This is a genomic window from Kribbella sp. NPDC058245 (assembly GCF_042882005.1).
Taxonomy (GTDB): Bacteria; Actinomycetota; Actinomycetes; order Propionibacteriales; family Kribbellaceae; genus Kribbella.
On the sequence record NZ_JBHVWY010000016.1, the window covers coordinates 162,121 to 178,152 of the forward strand.

The window sequence follows — 16,032 nt, forward strand, 5'->3', positions numbered from 1 at the left end:
AGGGGGGGGGGAGGGCAGAGGAGGAAAAAAAACCCACAAAAAACAAAAAAAAAAGAGACAAGAAAAAAAAAAAAAAAAAAAAAAAAAGGGGGGGGGCCCCCCCCCCCCCCTGCCCTCCCCCCCCCACTACCGGCCTGAGGCGTCCGGGCGTCCCCCTGTCGGCGCCCGGACGCGAGTTCTAGGGGCGCGCCAATTCGTCCAGCACCCGCTCGGCCATCACTTCGGAACCGGGCAGGCCCTCGATCCAGACGCGGGCCAACTGCGGTACGTCGGTGTCCAGCCGCCACTGGGTGATCAGGGCTCGTACCGTCTCGACCTGCTCCGGCAGGTTCGGGTCGCGGCCGACGAGCGCCGCCGCGCGGCGTGCGCCGACGCGACCCAGTACGTCACCCCCACAGAAGACGATGCGCAGGCACTCCGCGACGTCGACGAGGCGGAGTTCGCGCTCGAACGGCGGCGTGCCTGGGGGATTGAGCGGCTCGACAACCACCAGTGCGTGGGTCTGCGGTACGGAAGTTCCACGGAACTCCGCCTCTCGGTAGAGCTCTCCCAGCCGGGACCGCAGGTGCGCCAGGCTGGACAGCCCGGTCAGCGGGTCCTCGCAGGACAGCGTGTGGAGATAGATCAGCGAGGCCTCGGCCCAGCTGGAACTGAGTGCGCGTACCGCGGCGAAAGCCGGCTCGCCCCCGGCGATCGAGCGGTACAGCGCACTCAGCCCATCGAGTGCCTCGAGCAACGAGACTCCGTCGGCCGCCAGCCGGCGGCCGACCTCGTCACTCGCAGGCACGACATCGGCACCGTCGTGCAACGCCTCGGCAATCGCGAGATAGGCGCTGCGATCGGTACCCGATCCCCCGTGATGTGGTGCTTCCCCGTGTAGTTGCCCTCCGTGCGGGTCCCTCCTCCCGCGCGGCGGACCTGATGACCCCAGATCAGGGGACGACGCTTCCGGCGTGTTCCGGGCGGGCGACCCCGCCAGGTTCAGGGACTTCGGCGGGCGCAGGTCGAACCGTCGGCGGATGTCCGCGAACAGTGACATGTCCCTCCTCAGGGGTCCCTTCAGCCTCCCGGCCGGACGGCCGGAAGCGTCGTTCCAGCAGTGAGACAGCCGGGCGGGAAGTTCATGACGCGGATTCCCAAAACTTTTTTCGCGTAACTTCCGTGCTGGTCATCTCGTCAGGAAAGAGGCACAGTCCGCGTCAGAAACAGATGCGTGGGAGCGTCTCTCGTGGGAGCCTTGTCTCCGGCAACGATGTGACACACGGTGACAACGCAGGCCAGTACAGTGAACGAGAGCACGGGGGAAACATGGAGACGCCGGAAGGGCCGAGCGACGCGGAGCTGATCGCGCGCGTTCGCAACGGCGACCTGGAGGCGTACGGCGAGCTGTTCGGCCGGCACCACCACGCAGCTGAGCGGATGGCACGCCAGCTGGTTCCGGCGGGAGACGCCGACGACCTGGCCAGTGACGCCTTCGCCAAGGTGCTGGACGCGCTGCGCGGCGGCGGTGGCCCCGATATCTCCTTCCGCGCCTACCTGCTCACGACGGTACGGCGAGTGCACGTCGACCGGATCCGGTCCGGCAAGAAGGTCCAGACGACCGATGACATCGCGGCGTACGAGCGGGAGCCGGAGACTTTCGACGACCCGACTGTGACCGGCTTCGAGAGCGGTGCAGCCGCCAAGGCGTTCGCGAGCCTGCCGGAGCGCTGGCAGGCCGTGCTGTGGCACACCGAGGTTGAGGGCGAGAAGCCGGCCGCTATCGCGCCCCTGCTCGGGCTGACCGCCAACGGTGTCTCCGCACTCGCCTACCGGGCCCGTGAGGGTCTCCGACAGGCCTACCTGCAGCAGCACCTGGCTGACGTGGCCGGTGACCGCTGCCGCTGGACTACTGAGCGTCTGGGCGCCTACGTCCGCGGCGGCCTGACCAAGCGCGAGAACCGCAACGTCCGCGAGCACCTGGACGACTGCGCCAAGTGCACGGCGGTCTACCTCGAGCTGGTTGAGGTCAACAGCGCACTGCCTGCACTGCTCGCCCCGGCCCTGCTCGGTACGGCGGGTCTCGGCTACCTGGCCGCAGCCTCCGGCACCAAGATCGGACTGGCGGGTGTCTTCGTCACCCTGTGGCGCAAGGCAACGGAGAACAGCACGCGGACCGCTGTTGGCGCCGGTGCGGTCGTAGTCGTCGCGGTGGCCGCAGTGATCGCCGCTATGGCGCTGACCGGCAACGAGACTCCCCCGGCCGCGATCGACAAGCCGTCCGTGTCGCAGCCGACCAAGCCGCCGGCGAATCCGCCGACCGTGCCACCGGTCAAGCCGACGCAGCCGCCCCCTGTGAAGCCGACGACTGCGCCGACCACGGCACCCACAACGGCCCCGACGACAGCTCCGACCACTCAGCCGACGACTCCCACCCCGACGACGTCCACTCCGACGCCCACACCGACAACGCCGGTGCTGGACGAGGGACTGCTGACGATCAGCATCCCGCCGGCCAAGCGCATCTCCGGTGGCGGTAGTGCACCCGCCGCGGCGGCAGCTGGCATGAGCTTCGTGATCACCATCAAGACCCCGACGGGTAACCAGGAGCCGGTGGTGATCGGCCTCAAGTACGGCAAGGCCCTCGCCTGGCCGCTCAGCGGCAACCCGCGCGGCTGGACCTGCGACAAGGCAGCCGGGACCTGTACGGCGACCAACTCGGCCAAGCCGGAGCCGATGACCGTGTCGTTCACGAACCCGACCGGAGGCACGAACCCGGACCGCACGTTCACGGTGTCCGCCAAGACGGGCCGCTTCTACGACGACGACTCGCGCACGCTGGAAGCCCCGGCGCGCACCGACGAGAACCTGCTCAAGATCCTCAACGGCCCGGCGGACAACGACGTCCACCACCGCGTGCTGACAGTGGCTCCGGGCCTGGACCGGACCGCAGTGACGCTCAAGATCAGCTATGGCTCCAGCCTGCAGTGGCCGTTCATGAAGAACCCAGCCGGCTGGAAGTGCTCCCCCACAACCAAGACCTGTACGTCGCTCACTCCGCTGAAGCCGGTCCCCCTTCCTGCCGTGTTCCCAGTGCCTGAGGGTGGTTCGGCCAGCGCCAGGACGTTCACAGTGAGCGCCACGGCCGGACTGGTCAGTGACACCGACTCCGAGACGCTGCCCGGCGTACGGAACGACGAGTCACTGCTGCAGATCCTCACCCCGTCACCGCACGACGACCCGAACCCGTTCGTCTACAACCGGTTCCTCCAGGTCAACGGCGTCACGAATCGCCGCGTCACTCTGGACATCTCCTGGGGCAAGAACATGTCCTTCCTGAACGCGCTGGACCACGGCTGGACGTGCTCCCGGTCCACCGACGTACGGCGGGCGACCTGCTGGACGGACAGCTACCGCAAGCCGTTCAACTCGGAGTGGAGCGCGTGGCCCGGCAAGGGCAGCACCAACACGGTCACTGTGTACGCCCGGGTCGGCGGCCGCCAGGACACCGACTCCGTCCAGATCCCCCCGGCTTCGGGCAGCCGCTGAAATCCTGTTGCCCGCTTGGCCTATGCTGGCTTTGTTCGCGCTGACGGAACCGAGTAGCGCCGTACACCACGTCCGAGAGAGCCGCCGGTAGCTGTGAAGGCGGCACGTGGAGCGGTCGTGAAGACACTCCTGAGCGGATGCACGGCAAGAGGCCAGAGCGTTCTGCTCTGGTGAAGGTGTGGTGGCACCGCGAGATTCCCCTTCGCCCACACCTCCGGGGTTCGAGTACAGACCTGGAGGTGAAACAGTGATGCGAATTCTCAACCAAGAGATCCCCTCAGCAGTAGGCCAGACCGTGACGGTGGCCGGCTGGGTGCACCGAAGACGACGGCTGGCGGCCGTCAGTTTCCTGATCCTGCGCGACCGGTCCGGCCTCAGCCAGATCGTCGTGAAGGCGCCGGAAACCCAAGCCCAGCTGGACGAACTCGGCGAAGAGACAGTAGTTCAGGTGACCGGCACGGTCGCCGCGAACGCACAGGCACCCGGTGGTGCGGAGCTGGTCGACCCGGTGATCGAACCGCTCACCGAACCGGCCGCGACACCGCCGATCGAGCTCTGGCGACCAAGCGTCCGCGCCGGACTGCCCGTCGTACTGGACAACGCACCAGTCGCGCTGCGGCACCCTGCGGTGCGAGCGGGCTGGGAGATCGCTGCAGCGGCGCTGCACGGTTTCCGGGCGGCCCTGGACAGTCAGGGCTTCACGGAGATCCAGACGCCGAAGATCGTCGGTACGGCGACAGAGTCCGGCGCGAACGTGTTTGCGTTGGACTACTTCGGCGGACCGGCGTACCTGGCGCAGTCTCCGCAGTTCTACAAGCAGACGATGGTTGGCGTGTTCGAGCGCGTCTACGAGGTCGGTCCGGTCTTCCGGGCCGAGCCCCACGACACTGTGCGGCACCTAGCCGAGTACGTCTCGCTCGACGCGGAGTTCGGATTCATCCAGGACCACCGCGACGTTCTCGCCGTACTGCGTTCTGTTCTGGCCACCATGCTGTCCACAGTGGGCGAACGGGCGTCGTCTGCGTTGGAACGGCTCGGAGTCGAGCTGCCGGAGATTCCGGTCGACGTACCGGTCCTGCACTTCACCGAGGCGCTCAAGCTCGCCGGCGCGAACCCGGACGAGCCAGACCTCGCACCGGCCGACGAGCGCGCGATCGGCGAGTGGGCCTTGCGTGAGCACGGCAGCGCGTTCATTGCAGTCGAGGGCTATCCGATGGTGAAGCGTCCGTTCTACACGCACTCACAGCCGTCTGACCCTCGCTGGTCCAACTCGTTCGACCTGCTGTTCCGAGGCGTCGAGCTGGTCACCGGTGGGCAGCGCCTGCACCGCTACAGCGACTACGAGGCCGCCCTGGCCGCACGCGGTGAGTCAGCGGACGCACCGGCGTACACGTCATACCTGCAAGCGTTCAAACACGGCATGCCACCCCACGGCGGCTTCGCCATCGGCCTCGAACGTTTCGTCGCCCGCCTGATCGGAGCCGAGAACGTCCGTGAAGTCACGCTGTTCCCGCGCGACCTGCATCGTTTGACGCCCTGACAAATGGACACCACCGAGTCAGTCGTCGCCGAGCTGAACGTTGCCCTAGGCACCGATTACACCCTCGTGCGACGACTGACCGGTGGTCTCCAGTCCGGCGCCTTCGAACTCACCGACGGCGCCGTCCTCAAATGGACCGACAACCCCGACTGGTCCCCGCGCGTCCACCGCGCCGCCGATCTAGTACGCCGAGCCCGCGCCGTCGGCTACCCCACCCCGGAATGGCTAGCAGTCGGCACCACGACCGCCGGCTCGCCGTACCAGCTGCAAGCCTTCGTGCCCGGTACGCCGATCCGCGGCGCGACGCTCGTCGACGAATCACTCGCCCGGCAACTGATCGCGGCCTGTGAACTGCAACGCGACCTCGTACCCGAGGACATCGTGAACTGGTCCGGGTACGCCCATGGTGTCGTCTTCGAGGGCTGGGAGGACGACCTGTGGGAACGCGTCCGCGGCTACGGCGGCGAGGTGACCGACCTCATCAATCGGTACGACGCCCTGTGCCGTCCCCACCGCGATCACCCGCTGCCCACCAACGACCTCGTGCACGGTGACCTCAACCTCGGCAATCTGTTGGTCGAAGACGGCCTGCTGACCGGCATCATCGACTTCGAGGCCGCCGGCTCCGGATCACGCGTCTACGACCTCATCTCCCTCGCAGCCTCAGCCGCCCGCGACGGTGCACCGCCTGGAATCGACGAGCTCTTCGTCGAAGCAGCCCTCCAAGCTGGCGGCCACGCAACAGCCGCAGTCTGTGCGGCCTCGATCTACGCAAGTGTTGCGGAGTTCGCCCACAGACGGTCGCCCGTCATGGAGGAGCTGGTAGCCGTCGGCGCGCGCCGGGTGGTCGACCTGCTGGACGGGTAGCGCGACCTCTGACACGTCTATCGTGCGGAGGTGCTGATGCTGACTGACTGGTCCGGGATGGCTCGCCGTTTTCCGCTCATCCGTGGTGGTGGCGCGTTGCTGGTGCTGGTCGGCCTCGGGGTGATCGTGGGCGGAGCAGGTGGCCGGAACTGGCTGTTGCCCGCACTGATCACGGGCGCCGCCCTCGCGTTCCTGGCGATGATGATCGGCGGCATCACCAAGACGATCTTCACCGGCCTGGGGACTCCGAAGATCCGGCACTGGGTTGTGCTGGGGGTGGGCTTCATCGCCGAGGGTGGGCTGGTCAATCTGGTGGTCGCCAAGGTGCCGGACCGGGAGTCCCGGGAGTTCTGGCTCTGGATCCTGTTCGTGGTCGGCGTGCACTTCCTGATCCTGCTGTTCTCCCACGGGCCGGTCTGTGGGCTGCTCGGCCTCATCTGCATGCTCAATGCCGCCGTCGGTCTGCTGCTGTCGGACGTCCCCTACCGAGTCTTCTGGGTGACCGACGGCGTCCTGAAGGTCGCAGCGGGCACTGCCATGATCTGGATCAGCTACCGGCGTCCGTCGCAGGCATGATGGGCGCATGCTGAGTGAGGTTGAGCAGAAGGTCCTAGAGGCGGTCGACGACGAGCAGGTGGTCGCGGTACTCCGGGAGTTGGTGCAGATCCCGAGTGTGGACGGGACAGCGGCTGAGGTCGACGTACAGGCGTGGTGCGCGGAGCGGCTCGGCGTACTGGGGCTGGCTGTGGACCACTGGGAGGTCGATCTGCCCGCTCTGACTGCTGATCCGGGGTTTCCGGGGTGGGAAGTGGAGCGGGAGCGTGCGTGGGGTTGTGTGGGGGTGCTAGGCGGAGACGGTACGCCGGGGCTGATCCTCAACGGGCATGTGGACGTCGTACCGCCTGGTGACCTTGCGCAGTGGCCGGGTCGCGATCCGTTCTCGGCGAGGGTCGCGGACGGGGTCATGTGGGGTCGTGGCACGTGTGACATGAAGGGCGGTGTGGCAGCGATCCTGGGTTCGGTGGCGGCGATCGTTGCTGCCGGGGTCGAGCTCCGTAAGCCGTTGGCTGTGCACACCGTGTTCGGTGAGGAGGACGGTGGTGCGGGAGCGTTCGCAACGCTGCAGCGCGGTCACACCAGCGAGGCCTGCCTGATTGCTGAGCCGACTGCGGGTGCAGTGATCCCCGCCAACGCCGGCTCGCTCACCTTCCGCCTTGAGGTCCCCGGGCTCGCCACGCACGGCTCGACTCGCAGCCGCGGGGTGAGCGCGATCGAGAAATTCACCGTGCTCCAGAACGCCCTGCAGGCACTGGAGACCGAGCGCAACCGCGACCCGCACCCACTGCTCGCTCACCTCGACCTGGCCAACCCGTTGTCCGTTGGCACCATCCAGGCCGGCGACTGGGCGAGCACCGTCCCCGATCTGCTCGTCGCCGAGGGCCGGTACGGCGTTCGGCTCGGCGAGTCGGTCGCTACCGCCCGAGCCGCCTTCGAAGCAGCGATCGCCGAGGCCTGTGCCAAGGACGACTGGCTACGCGACCACCCCGCGACCGTCACCTGGCCCGGCGGTGAGTTCGCCTCCGGCCTGCTCCCCGACAACGACGCACTGCTCTCGGACACCCTGCAGGCGGCGTCCGACACCGGCGTACCGACCCCACCCGTCAAGGGCGCCCCCTACGGCTCCGACCTCCGCCAGTACGCCGCAGCAGGCATCGCCACCCTCCAATACGGCCCCGGCGACGTCCGCTACGCCCACGCCGCCGACGAGCACGTCCACCTAGCCGAAGTCCTCCACGCCACCCGCACCTACGCCCTCCTAGCCCTCCGCCGCTGCACCTAACCCCCCACCTTGAGCACCCCTCAACCACTTCCGCGCCGAAGAAGTGGTCGAACGGTGCACAAGGTCGTCCCACGCCACCACCTTGAGCACGGCTCAACCACTCTCGGGCCCGGAAAACGGTTAGTGGGTGCTCAAAGTGCGCCCGCGTGACTGAACCGTGCACAAAGACACGCCGACCCACCCTCGAGCAGGAACGCCCACTTTGAGCACGGGTCAACCACTTCCGCGCCGAAGAAGTGGTCGAACGGTGCACAAGGTGGTCCCACGCCACCACCTTGAGCACGGCTCAACCACTCTCGGGCTCAAAAAACGGTTGAGGGGTGCTCAAGGTGGGATCCGGACGGCTGGGCGGTGCTTGAGGTGGGGTGGATGGTAGAAACGCAGCATGGTGCCGTTGCGGGGGCGTTCGGAGGAGCTCGGGCGACTGCTTGAGGCGCTGCGGGCGGCTGAGGGCGGTACGGCGTCGTTGGCCGTGATCGCGGGTGAGCCGGGGCTGGGGAAGTCGGCGCTGGTGGCTGCGGCGGTTGAGCAGGCGGAGCGGCAGGGGGTTCTGGTCGCGCAGGCCACGGCGCAGCAGACGGATGACATCAGCCCGCTCTCCTCGCTCGCACCGGCGCTCAGGGCTGGACGCGAACCGCTGATCGACACCGAGCACTTCATGGAGCTGGCCACGCTCAACACTCAGCCGCTGTGGCTGGCTGAGCGGCTGGCCGACCTGGTGGGCCGTCGGCTCGACGGAACCAACGCTCTGATCGTTCTGGACGACGCGCAGTGGTCAGACCCGCTGAGCGCCTTCGCGCTCCGAGTGATGATCGCCCGGCTCTCGACTCACCAACTGCTCTGGCTAGTAGCCACCCGCCCAGCTCCCGGCGGTGTCGCCGACCAACTGGTCAATGCGGTCCGCACCCAGATCCCGGTGCACACCGTTGAGTTGAGGCCGCTCAGTGCAGAGGCGATCCAGGACATCGCCAAGGACCGACTGAACGGCCCAGTGGACGAAGGGCTCGCCCACCAATTAGCTGGTGTCCAGGGCAGCCCGTTCCTGGCCGAGCAACTGATCGCCGGCCTCTATCTGACCACCGCTGGATCAGGGGTTGCTGGTGTTGGGCCGGTTGGTCCGCTGCTGGCTGCCGGCCTTCCCACCGGCCCGCTGGCGCCCGGACTCGTCGAGGGTGTGCGACGACGTAGCAGCGGGCTGTCCGAGCTTGCCCGGACACTCGTTCGGACTGCTGCGGTTTTTGGTAGTGAGTTCCGCCTTGAGGATGTGGCTGCGCTGATGTCCGAGCCTGTGGCCAAGCTGGCCACCGCACTGGACGAGGCGATCCAGGCCGGGCTGCTGACCGACGCGGGCTCCACACTGCGGTTCGGGCACGAGCTCCTGAGGTCAGCGACCCTGGCCGACGTACCACCCTCGGCTCAGCGCGCGCTGCACGGCGCGATCGCGAGTCAACTGGTCGCGGCAGGCCGCGGCGCCGCAGCCGCTGCACCACATGTCTTGGCCGTTGCGCAGCAGGGCGACACCAACGCCGTAGCAACCCTGCGCCAGGCCGCCCACGAGCTGCTGGCAACCATGTCGACCACAGCAGCAGAGGTCATCCAGCAGGCCTTCGACCTGACACCTATCGACGACCCACTGCGCGCCGAGGTCGGTGTCGACGTCGTCGCCATCCTGCTGTCTGCCTACCAGTACGACCGGGCCAAGGCGTTCGCCGATGACCTGCTCGGCGGTACGGCGCTCTACCACGGACCGGTCACGCCGGACCTGCGCGCATCGATCCGCCTGCACCTGGCGCCACGCCAGTGGGTGACCAGCCGTCTGGAGCGGCAAGACCTCTTCGCGCCGGGCGCAGCTACCCACCTGACCGAGCGCCTCACGGCCTACCGGACGCTGCTGGCCCCAGACGAGGTCTCACCGACCGACCTGCTCCCCCGTCTGACCGACCCGGTGGCCCGGGCGATCGTCCTGGCCGCAGCTGCCGAGGCGGCTCGGGACGAGGGCCGGTACACCACAGCTCGCGGCTACTACGTCGAGGCGCGCGAAGTGACGCCGGACCTGGGCAGCCTCCCTGACACCCTGCTGGAGGTCGGCGAGCTCTACTGCCGCGCCGAGGCCGACGAGCTGCCCCAGGCACTGAAGCGCAGCCGCGAACTGATGACCGCCGGTGACTGGCAGTCCGCTGCCCATCTGAGTGTTCTGCACGCCCGGCTCGAGTACGCGGCCGGCAACCTCGACGCAGCCGAGGAGGAGGCGAGAAACGGCCAGCGGTGGATGAATGATCTCCACGAAACCGCTCTGGTGCCGGTCACGCAGCAGGTGCTCGCCCTGATCGCTCTGCTGCGGGGCCACTCCACCAAGGCGCGGGAGTTCGCAGGCGCCGACCCAATCATCAACGCTCTGCTCGCAATCACCGATGGCGACACGAAGGCGTTGCCACGGCTGCGCGACGTACCGCATGGTTTTCCGGAGCGGGTCAGCATCCTCGTGCAAGCAGATGCCGAGGACCTGCTGGCAGCGCAGGTCGAAGCGAGTCCGTGCGTGGCGGCACTCGGTGCGCGTGAGCTGGTGGCCGCCGGGGCAGACCTGAAGCGGCTGGCGGCAGCGGCCGAACAACTGCGCGGTGCAGACCGACCACTGCTGGCTGCACAGGCTGACGACCGCTATGGCCGTGCGGAGCTGGAGACCGGTGACCGTGCGACCGGAGTCGCAGTACTAGAGCAGGTGCTGGACACCCTCACCACGTTGGGCGCCACCGCACCGGCCGCCAAGATCCAGGCGACGCTCCAGTCGGCCGGAGTACGCCGACGCCGGTGGTCCGCCGTACCGGCTCGTGCTGAGGCCGGGTGGGAGGCACTCACTCCGATGGAGCGCCGGGTCGCGCTGCTGGTCGCCGAGGGGCACACCAACCGGTCAGCCGCCGAGCAGCTGGTCGTCTCGGCCAGCACGGTCGGTACACACCTGCGGTCGGTCTTCGGCAAGCTCGGGGTGAACTCCAGGGTCCAGCTGACCCGGCTGGTGCTGGAGCGGTTCGCGCCTCCCCCGAACGCATGAGTTTTGGGTGCACCGGCACCCCAGCACGCCTCATGCGTTCGCCAGAAGTTCAGATGATCGGTCGATCCGCCGGAGCGGCACCTCGCGGCAATCTTCAGTCATCACCTACTGAAGGAGTGCGAGACAGATGACCGACAAGACCCCCACCGTCGTCCTGGTGCACGGAGCGTTCGCCGAGAACTCGTCCTGGACCGGCGTCATCGCAGAGCTCACCAGCCGCGGCATCCCGGCGGTGGCACTGTCCAACGAGCTGCACGGCGCCCAGTACGACGGCAGCCGGATCGCTGCTCAGGTCCGGGAGATCGACGGCCCGGTCGTCCTGGTCGGGCACTCGTACGGCGGCGCGGTGATCACCAACGTCGCGAACGCCGCCGACAACGTGACCGCCCTCGTCTACGTCTCGGCGTTCATCCCCGATGAGGGCGAGAGCCTGCAGGACCTGCTCGGCAGCTTCCCCGCCAACGACTTCGGCACCGGACTGGTCCCGCACCAGCTGCCCACGGGTGACGGTGGCGAGGAGACCTTCCTCAGCATCGACCCGGCCAAGTTCCACGACCTGTTCGCGGCCGACGTCGCGGAGTACGACCTGCTGGCCCGCACGCAGCGTCCGATCGCGGCCGCGGCCTTCGAGGAGAAGTCCGGTCCGGCGAGCTGGAAGCGGCTGCCGGTCTACCAGCTGATCGGTTCGGCCGACGAGGCCATCCACCCGGAGGGCCAGCGGACCATGGGAGCCCGCGCCAAGGCCACCACGATCGAGGTCGACGGCTCGCACGCAGTCGCCGTCTCACAGCCCAAGGCCGTTGCTGCCTTCATCGCGACCGCAGTCGAGGGTGGTGCGAAGTAATGCGCATCCGTCGCCTCACCGCAGCCGTCGCCACTGTCCTGCTGACCGTCACCGGAGCTACCACGGCCGCCGCGACCCACCAGCCGAAGCCCAAGCCCAAGCCCACCATCGTCCTCGTGCACGGAGCGTTCGCCGACGGCGGCAGCTGGTCCGAGGTCACCAAGAAGCTCCAGCGGGACGGCTACACGGTTGTCTCCCCCGCCGTACCGCTGCGGAGCATCGCCACCGACACGGAGTACCTGAAGGGCGTCCTGGCCGGCATCTCCGGCCCGAAGGTCCTGGTCGGACACTCGTACGGCGGTGCTCTGATCACCGAGCTCGCCGGAGCAGCCGATGTGAAGTCGCTGGTCTACGTCGCAGCGTTCGTCCCGCAGGCAGGGGAGACCATCGGCGCACTGAACGCACAGTTCCCCGGAAGCGAGATCAACGAGACCACCACCAACACGATCACCTACCCGGGTGGTGTGGACCTGGTCATGAAGCCGGATGCGTTCCGGTGGGTCTTCGCCGCCGACCTGCCCAGCCGGCAGGCCGCCGTACTGGCCTCGTCGCAGCGTCCGGTCGCCGCGTCGGTCTTCACCGAGACCGTCCCGGCCAGCGCACCGGCCGACCTCCCGAAGTACGCCGTCATCGCCGGCAAGGACCGCGCAATCGCCCCCGCGGCTGAGCGGTTCATGGCCAAGCGGGCCAACGCCAAGGTCGTCGAGGCCCCCGGAGCCTCACACCTGGTGATGCTCTCGGAGCCGTCGCTGGTCACCCACACCATCGAGCAAGCCGCTCGCTGAGTCACCTGTCGGCCGGTCCACCCCTCACCGGGTGGACCGGCCGACGACGCGTTCCAGAGCCAGCTCCCCCGCTGCCCGCCACGTGGGCTTGCCTCCGCGCAGCCCTCGCTCCCCGTTGACTGCCATGGCCAGGACGAACATCGCCTTGATCGCAGCGTGGCCGCGGGCCCGCCGGAAGGTCGCGTCGTCCATCGGATAGGCCGCGAAGAACCGCTTGGCCGCGCCATCCGGCAACAGCACCCACGCAGCGGAGATGTCGATGGCAGGGTCGCCGCTCCCCAGGTCCTCGAAGTCGATCACCCCGGCCAGCCGACCATCGGCGACCACAACGTTCGCGGGGTGTAGGTCCGTGTGGATAACCACCGGCGGCCCGTCCCAAGCCGGTGCAGCGACAGCATCTGCCCAGATCTCCCGTACGTCGTCCCGCGGCGCGATGCTCTCGGAGAAGTGCTCGATGTCGCTCAGCCGCAGCGGTCCGGTCCGATAGCTCGCCGGTACGTCGGCTGGCGCGGGCTGGTGCAGTGCGCGCAGGAATGTCGCCAGGGTGGTACCCGACTCATCCGCCGTGATGAACTCCCGATCCGCCGGCTCACCGGGCACCCACTGGGTGATCAGCCACGGGTAGGGGAAACGCTCAGACGGCACACAACGCCGTACCGGAGTTGGCACTGGTAGCGGGAGCCGCTCAGCCAGGGTCGGGAGCCACCGGTACTCGACCTCCTGCAGCTCCGACGCACGCTGCTGACGGGGCATCCGGACGGCCAGCTCCTCCCCCAGGCGCCACATCTGGTTGCCCCAGCCGCCGATGACCTCACGCAGCTCCAGCTTGGCCAGGTCGGGGCACTGGTCGCGGAGCAGGTTCCGGACGAGGTCTTCGGTGATCTCCATGTGGCGTCAGACGCGTCACACGGGGAATGGGTTCGGACCGGCACAGGTTGTTCTGAGCATGCGTATTGATGTCTGGTCCGATGTCGTCTGTCCGTGGTGCTACATCGGCAAGCGGCGGCTGGAGGAGGCGCTGGCCCAGAGCGGCGACAAGCCCGAGATCATCTGGCACAGCTTCCAGCTGGACCCCTCCTCGACGAACGACGACCCCCGCGACCTCCCGACGCGGCTGGGCGAGAAGTACGGCCGTGACCGCGCGTGGGGTGTCCAGGCGAATGAGCAGGTGACCGCAGTGGCCGCTGAGCTCGGTCTGGAGTACCACCTGGACCAGGCGAAGTCCGTGAACACTGTGGACGCACACCGCCTGCTGCACCTGGCGCTTGAGTACGGCGCGGACACCCAGGGCCAGCTGAAGGAACGGTTGCTGAAGGCATACTTCACCGACGGCCTCCCCGTCGGCGACCACACCACTCTGGCCGCGCTGGCCGAGGAGGTCGGTCTCCCCGCCGACCGGGTGGCCGAGGTGCTGGCCGGAACCGAGTACGCCGATGAGGTGGCCGCCGACCAGGCACAGGCCCTCGCGTACGGCGCCAACGGCGTACCGTTCTTCGTCATCGACGAGAAGTACGGCGTGAGCGGCGCCCAGCCCGCAGAGGTGTTCCGCGAGGCACTGCGCCGTGCGAACGCCGACCGTAAGCCAGTGACGCTGATCAGCGCGCCGAACGCGGACGACGCCACCTGTGGTCCGGACGGGTGCCCGATCTGACGGTTGGGCCTGGGTACCGGGTACACCTCAACACGTGGTGTATGAAGGAGGCATGACTGTCGTGCGTGCATTGGCCAGGCCGTTGCTGTCCGCCATTTTCGTCGTCCAAGGCGCCAACTCGGTCCGTAACCCCGAGCCGCTCGTGTCCAAGGCGCAGCCCGTCACCGACCGGCTCGTGCCGATGCTGAAGAAGGCCGCACCGGCCCAGGTCGCCGACCGGCTCCCCGAGACGACGGTCAACCTGATCCGCCTGAACGGCGCCGCACAGGTGATCGGCGGTCTCGCACTGGCGACTGGCAAGGGCCGGCGCCTCGGTGCGACGCTGCTGGCTGCCTCACTGGTTCCGACGACCCTGGCCGGGCACGCGTTCTGGCAAGAGGACGAGAAGGCAGCCAAGGCTCAGCAGCGGATCCAGTTCCTGAAGAACCTGGGTCTGATGGGCGGTCTGCTGCTCGCGGCCGTCGACACCGAGGGCAAGCCGGGTGTCGCCTGGCGGGCCAGCCACGGCGCGAAGGCCGCCAAGCGGGAGACCAAGCGCGGCGCCAAGGCAGCCAAGCGAGAGACCCGTCAGCTGGCTCGCGACGCCAAGGCCGCGGCCCGACTCGCGAAGGCCGAGTTGCACCTCGGCTGACCTGACGCAGCCCTACGCTGGAGGCCGTGCCCACTTACAGTGACGACGGCAAGTGGTGGTGGGACGGGCGCGCCTGGCAGCCCGTGACTCAGCAGCCACCTGCGCCTCAACAACAGCAGTACGGCGGTCCGCAGCAGCAGTACGCCGGTCCCCCGCAGCAGCAGTACCCGGCCGGCCCACCGCAGTACCCGGGCGCACAGCCGTCGTACCCGAGTGGGCCGCAGGGCTTCTACCAGCCCCAGCAGCCACCGAAGAAGAGCCGCACTCCGCTGATCATCGCGGGGGCGGTGGCTCTCGTGCTCGTCATCGCCGTCGGCGGTGTGGTGGTCTGGAAGAACACCGGCTCCGATGACGGTGGCACCGCGGCGGGCGCTCCGCCGAAGGACGCCAAGACCCTCGAGCCCGGTCAGCCGGTCACCGCGCAGGCACTGAGTGAGGTGAACCCGCAGGCGTTCCACGAGGGCGTCATGAAGCGTCAGATGCTCACTCCGATCGGCCGGCTGAAGACGTCGGTCTTCGCGGACCAGAAGAGGTTCGCCACCGGTCAGCCGCTCTGGTCGATCACCGATATGGCGGTCGACCGGCAGAGCAAGAAGTACTACTTCGCCGAGAGCGTTCTGGACGGCCGGGCGGACAACCGACCGTCGAACAGCGTCTGCGACGGCAACCCGAAGCCGATGGTCTGGTCGAACATGAGCAAGGTCTGGCAGCGCAGCGTCTTCGACGACATGTCCTGCACCAAGATGCCGTACCAGGGCGGCGGTGACTCGATCGTCTCCACCGGGCTGACCGCCGAGCAGGCGGACAAGGTGATCGCCTCCTTCCGCGCCAGCAGGGGGTTCGTGAACCCCGCCCAGCCGACGCTGCTGTCGGCGGGCGGGAAGACCTATGTCCGCCAGGTCGTGGACTTCAAGCCGGTCGAACGGGCCGACAACAACTACTGGGGCTCGGCGATCCTGATGTGGGGTCTGCGGGACGCAGGGATCGACCCTGTCGAGTGGAAATGGTCGAACCCGTTCAACCTGACCGAGGGCATCCACATGGTCTATTACCTCGACCCCGCCACCCTGCTGCCGGTCGCAGCGTTCCAGAGCGGCATCGACACCCCCGCGGCCAACGGTGAGCCGGCCGTCAAGCGGACCACCATCCAGGTCGTCAACTACAGCTATCCGAAGGCCCTCCCGACGCCGCAGCTCGGCAAGTCCCCGAACACTCTCACCATCAGCCTCCCGGAAGGCTGGAAGGTCCAGTAAGCGCCATGCCCTAGGCTCAGAGGCAAGAGACGAGCTGAGGGAGT

13 protein-coding genes are annotated in these 16,032 nt (G+C 68.0%); 11 read left to right on the top strand and 2 right to left on the bottom strand.

Annotation, left to right across the window (positions count from 1 at the left end; all coding sequences use genetic code 11):
* Window positions 1–178: 178 nt before the first annotated feature.
* Window positions 179–787: a hypothetical protein gene (locus ACFVWG_RS32175; protein ID WP_391547214.1), complete on the bottom strand. Its 609-nt coding sequence runs from the start codon at window positions 785–787 to the stop codon at window positions 179–181.
* Window positions 788–1,308: 521 nt separating this feature from the next.
* Here ACFVWG_RS32175 and ACFVWG_RS32180 point away from each other — a divergent pair.
* The 8 genes from ACFVWG_RS32180 (at window position 1,309) to ACFVWG_RS32215 (ending at window position 12,453) form a co-directional block, all read left to right on the top strand.
* On the top strand, window positions 1,309–3,528 hold the full coding sequence (locus tag ACFVWG_RS32180) for a sigma-70 family RNA polymerase sigma factor (RefSeq protein WP_391547215.1): 2,220 nt from the start codon (window positions 1,309–1,311) through the stop codon (window positions 3,526–3,528).
* A gap of 250 nt (window positions 3,529–3,778) precedes the next feature.
* The gene (gene aspS, locus ACFVWG_RS32185) at window positions 3,779–5,068 is read left to right on the top strand and encodes an aspartate--tRNA(Asn) ligase (RefSeq protein WP_391547216.1); all 1,290 of its coding nucleotides are present in this window, start codon (window positions 3,779–3,781) and stop codon (window positions 5,066–5,068) included.
* A 3-nt stretch (window positions 5,069–5,071) separates the two neighbouring features.
* Complete coding sequence (locus ACFVWG_RS32190) at window positions 5,072–5,935, top strand: phosphotransferase family protein (protein WP_391547217.1); 864 nt, start codon at window positions 5,072–5,074, stop codon at window positions 5,933–5,935.
* Window positions 5,936–5,971: 36 nt separating this feature from the next.
* A complete protein-coding gene (locus ACFVWG_RS32195; protein ID WP_391547283.1) occupies window positions 5,972–6,511 on the top strand; it encodes a DUF6609 family protein in 540 nt (179 codons plus the stop codon).
* 7 nt (window positions 6,512–6,518) lie between these two features.
* Window positions 6,519–7,775: an ArgE/DapE family deacylase gene (locus ACFVWG_RS32200; protein ID WP_391547218.1), complete on the top strand. Its 1,257-nt coding sequence runs from the start codon at window positions 6,519–6,521 to the stop codon at window positions 7,773–7,775.
* A gap of 385 nt (window positions 7,776–8,160) precedes the next feature.
* Window positions 8,161–10,824 (top strand): ATP-binding protein, encoded by a 2,664-nt coding sequence (locus ACFVWG_RS32205; RefSeq protein WP_391547219.1) that lies wholly within the window; start codon window positions 8,161–8,163, stop codon window positions 10,822–10,824.
* Window positions 10,825–10,951: 127 nt separating this feature from the next.
* The gene (locus ACFVWG_RS32210) at window positions 10,952–11,668 is read left to right on the top strand and encodes an alpha/beta hydrolase (protein WP_391547220.1); all 717 of its coding nucleotides are present in this window, start codon (window positions 10,952–10,954) and stop codon (window positions 11,666–11,668) included.
* Complete coding sequence (locus tag ACFVWG_RS32215; protein WP_391547221.1) at window positions 11,668–12,453, top strand: alpha/beta fold hydrolase; 786 nt, start codon at window positions 11,668–11,670, stop codon at window positions 12,451–12,453. Before ACFVWG_RS32210 ends, ACFVWG_RS32215 begins: the two co-directional genes overlap by 1 nt.
* Window positions 12,454–12,477: 24 nt before the next feature.
* On the opposite strand, the gene ACFVWG_RS32220 is transcribed toward ACFVWG_RS32215, so the two are convergent.
* A complete protein-coding gene (locus ACFVWG_RS32220; protein ID WP_391547222.1) occupies window positions 12,478–13,341 on the bottom strand; it encodes an aminoglycoside phosphotransferase family protein in 864 nt (287 codons plus the stop codon).
* A 58-nt stretch (window positions 13,342–13,399) separates the two neighbouring features.
* Here ACFVWG_RS32220 and ACFVWG_RS32225 point away from each other — a divergent pair, with 58 nt between their 5' ends.
* From ACFVWG_RS32225 to ACFVWG_RS32235, 3 genes are read left to right on the top strand one after another with little or no spacing between them, the layout of a single operon-like run.
* A complete protein-coding gene (locus tag ACFVWG_RS32225; RefSeq protein WP_391547223.1) occupies window positions 13,400–14,104 on the top strand; it encodes a DsbA family protein in 705 nt (234 codons plus the stop codon).
* A 52-nt stretch (window positions 14,105–14,156) separates the two neighbouring features.
* On the top strand, window positions 14,157–14,735 hold the full coding sequence (locus ACFVWG_RS32230) for a DoxX family protein (protein WP_391547224.1): 579 nt from the start codon (window positions 14,157–14,159) through the stop codon (window positions 14,733–14,735).
* 26 nt (window positions 14,736–14,761) lie between these two features.
* Window positions 14,762–15,988 carry a hypothetical protein gene (locus ACFVWG_RS32235; protein WP_391547225.1) on the top strand — a complete coding sequence of 409 codons (1,227 nt, stop codon included), beginning with the start codon at window positions 14,762–14,764 and terminating at the stop codon, window positions 15,986–15,988.
* Window positions 15,989–16,032 lie beyond the last annotated feature (44 nt).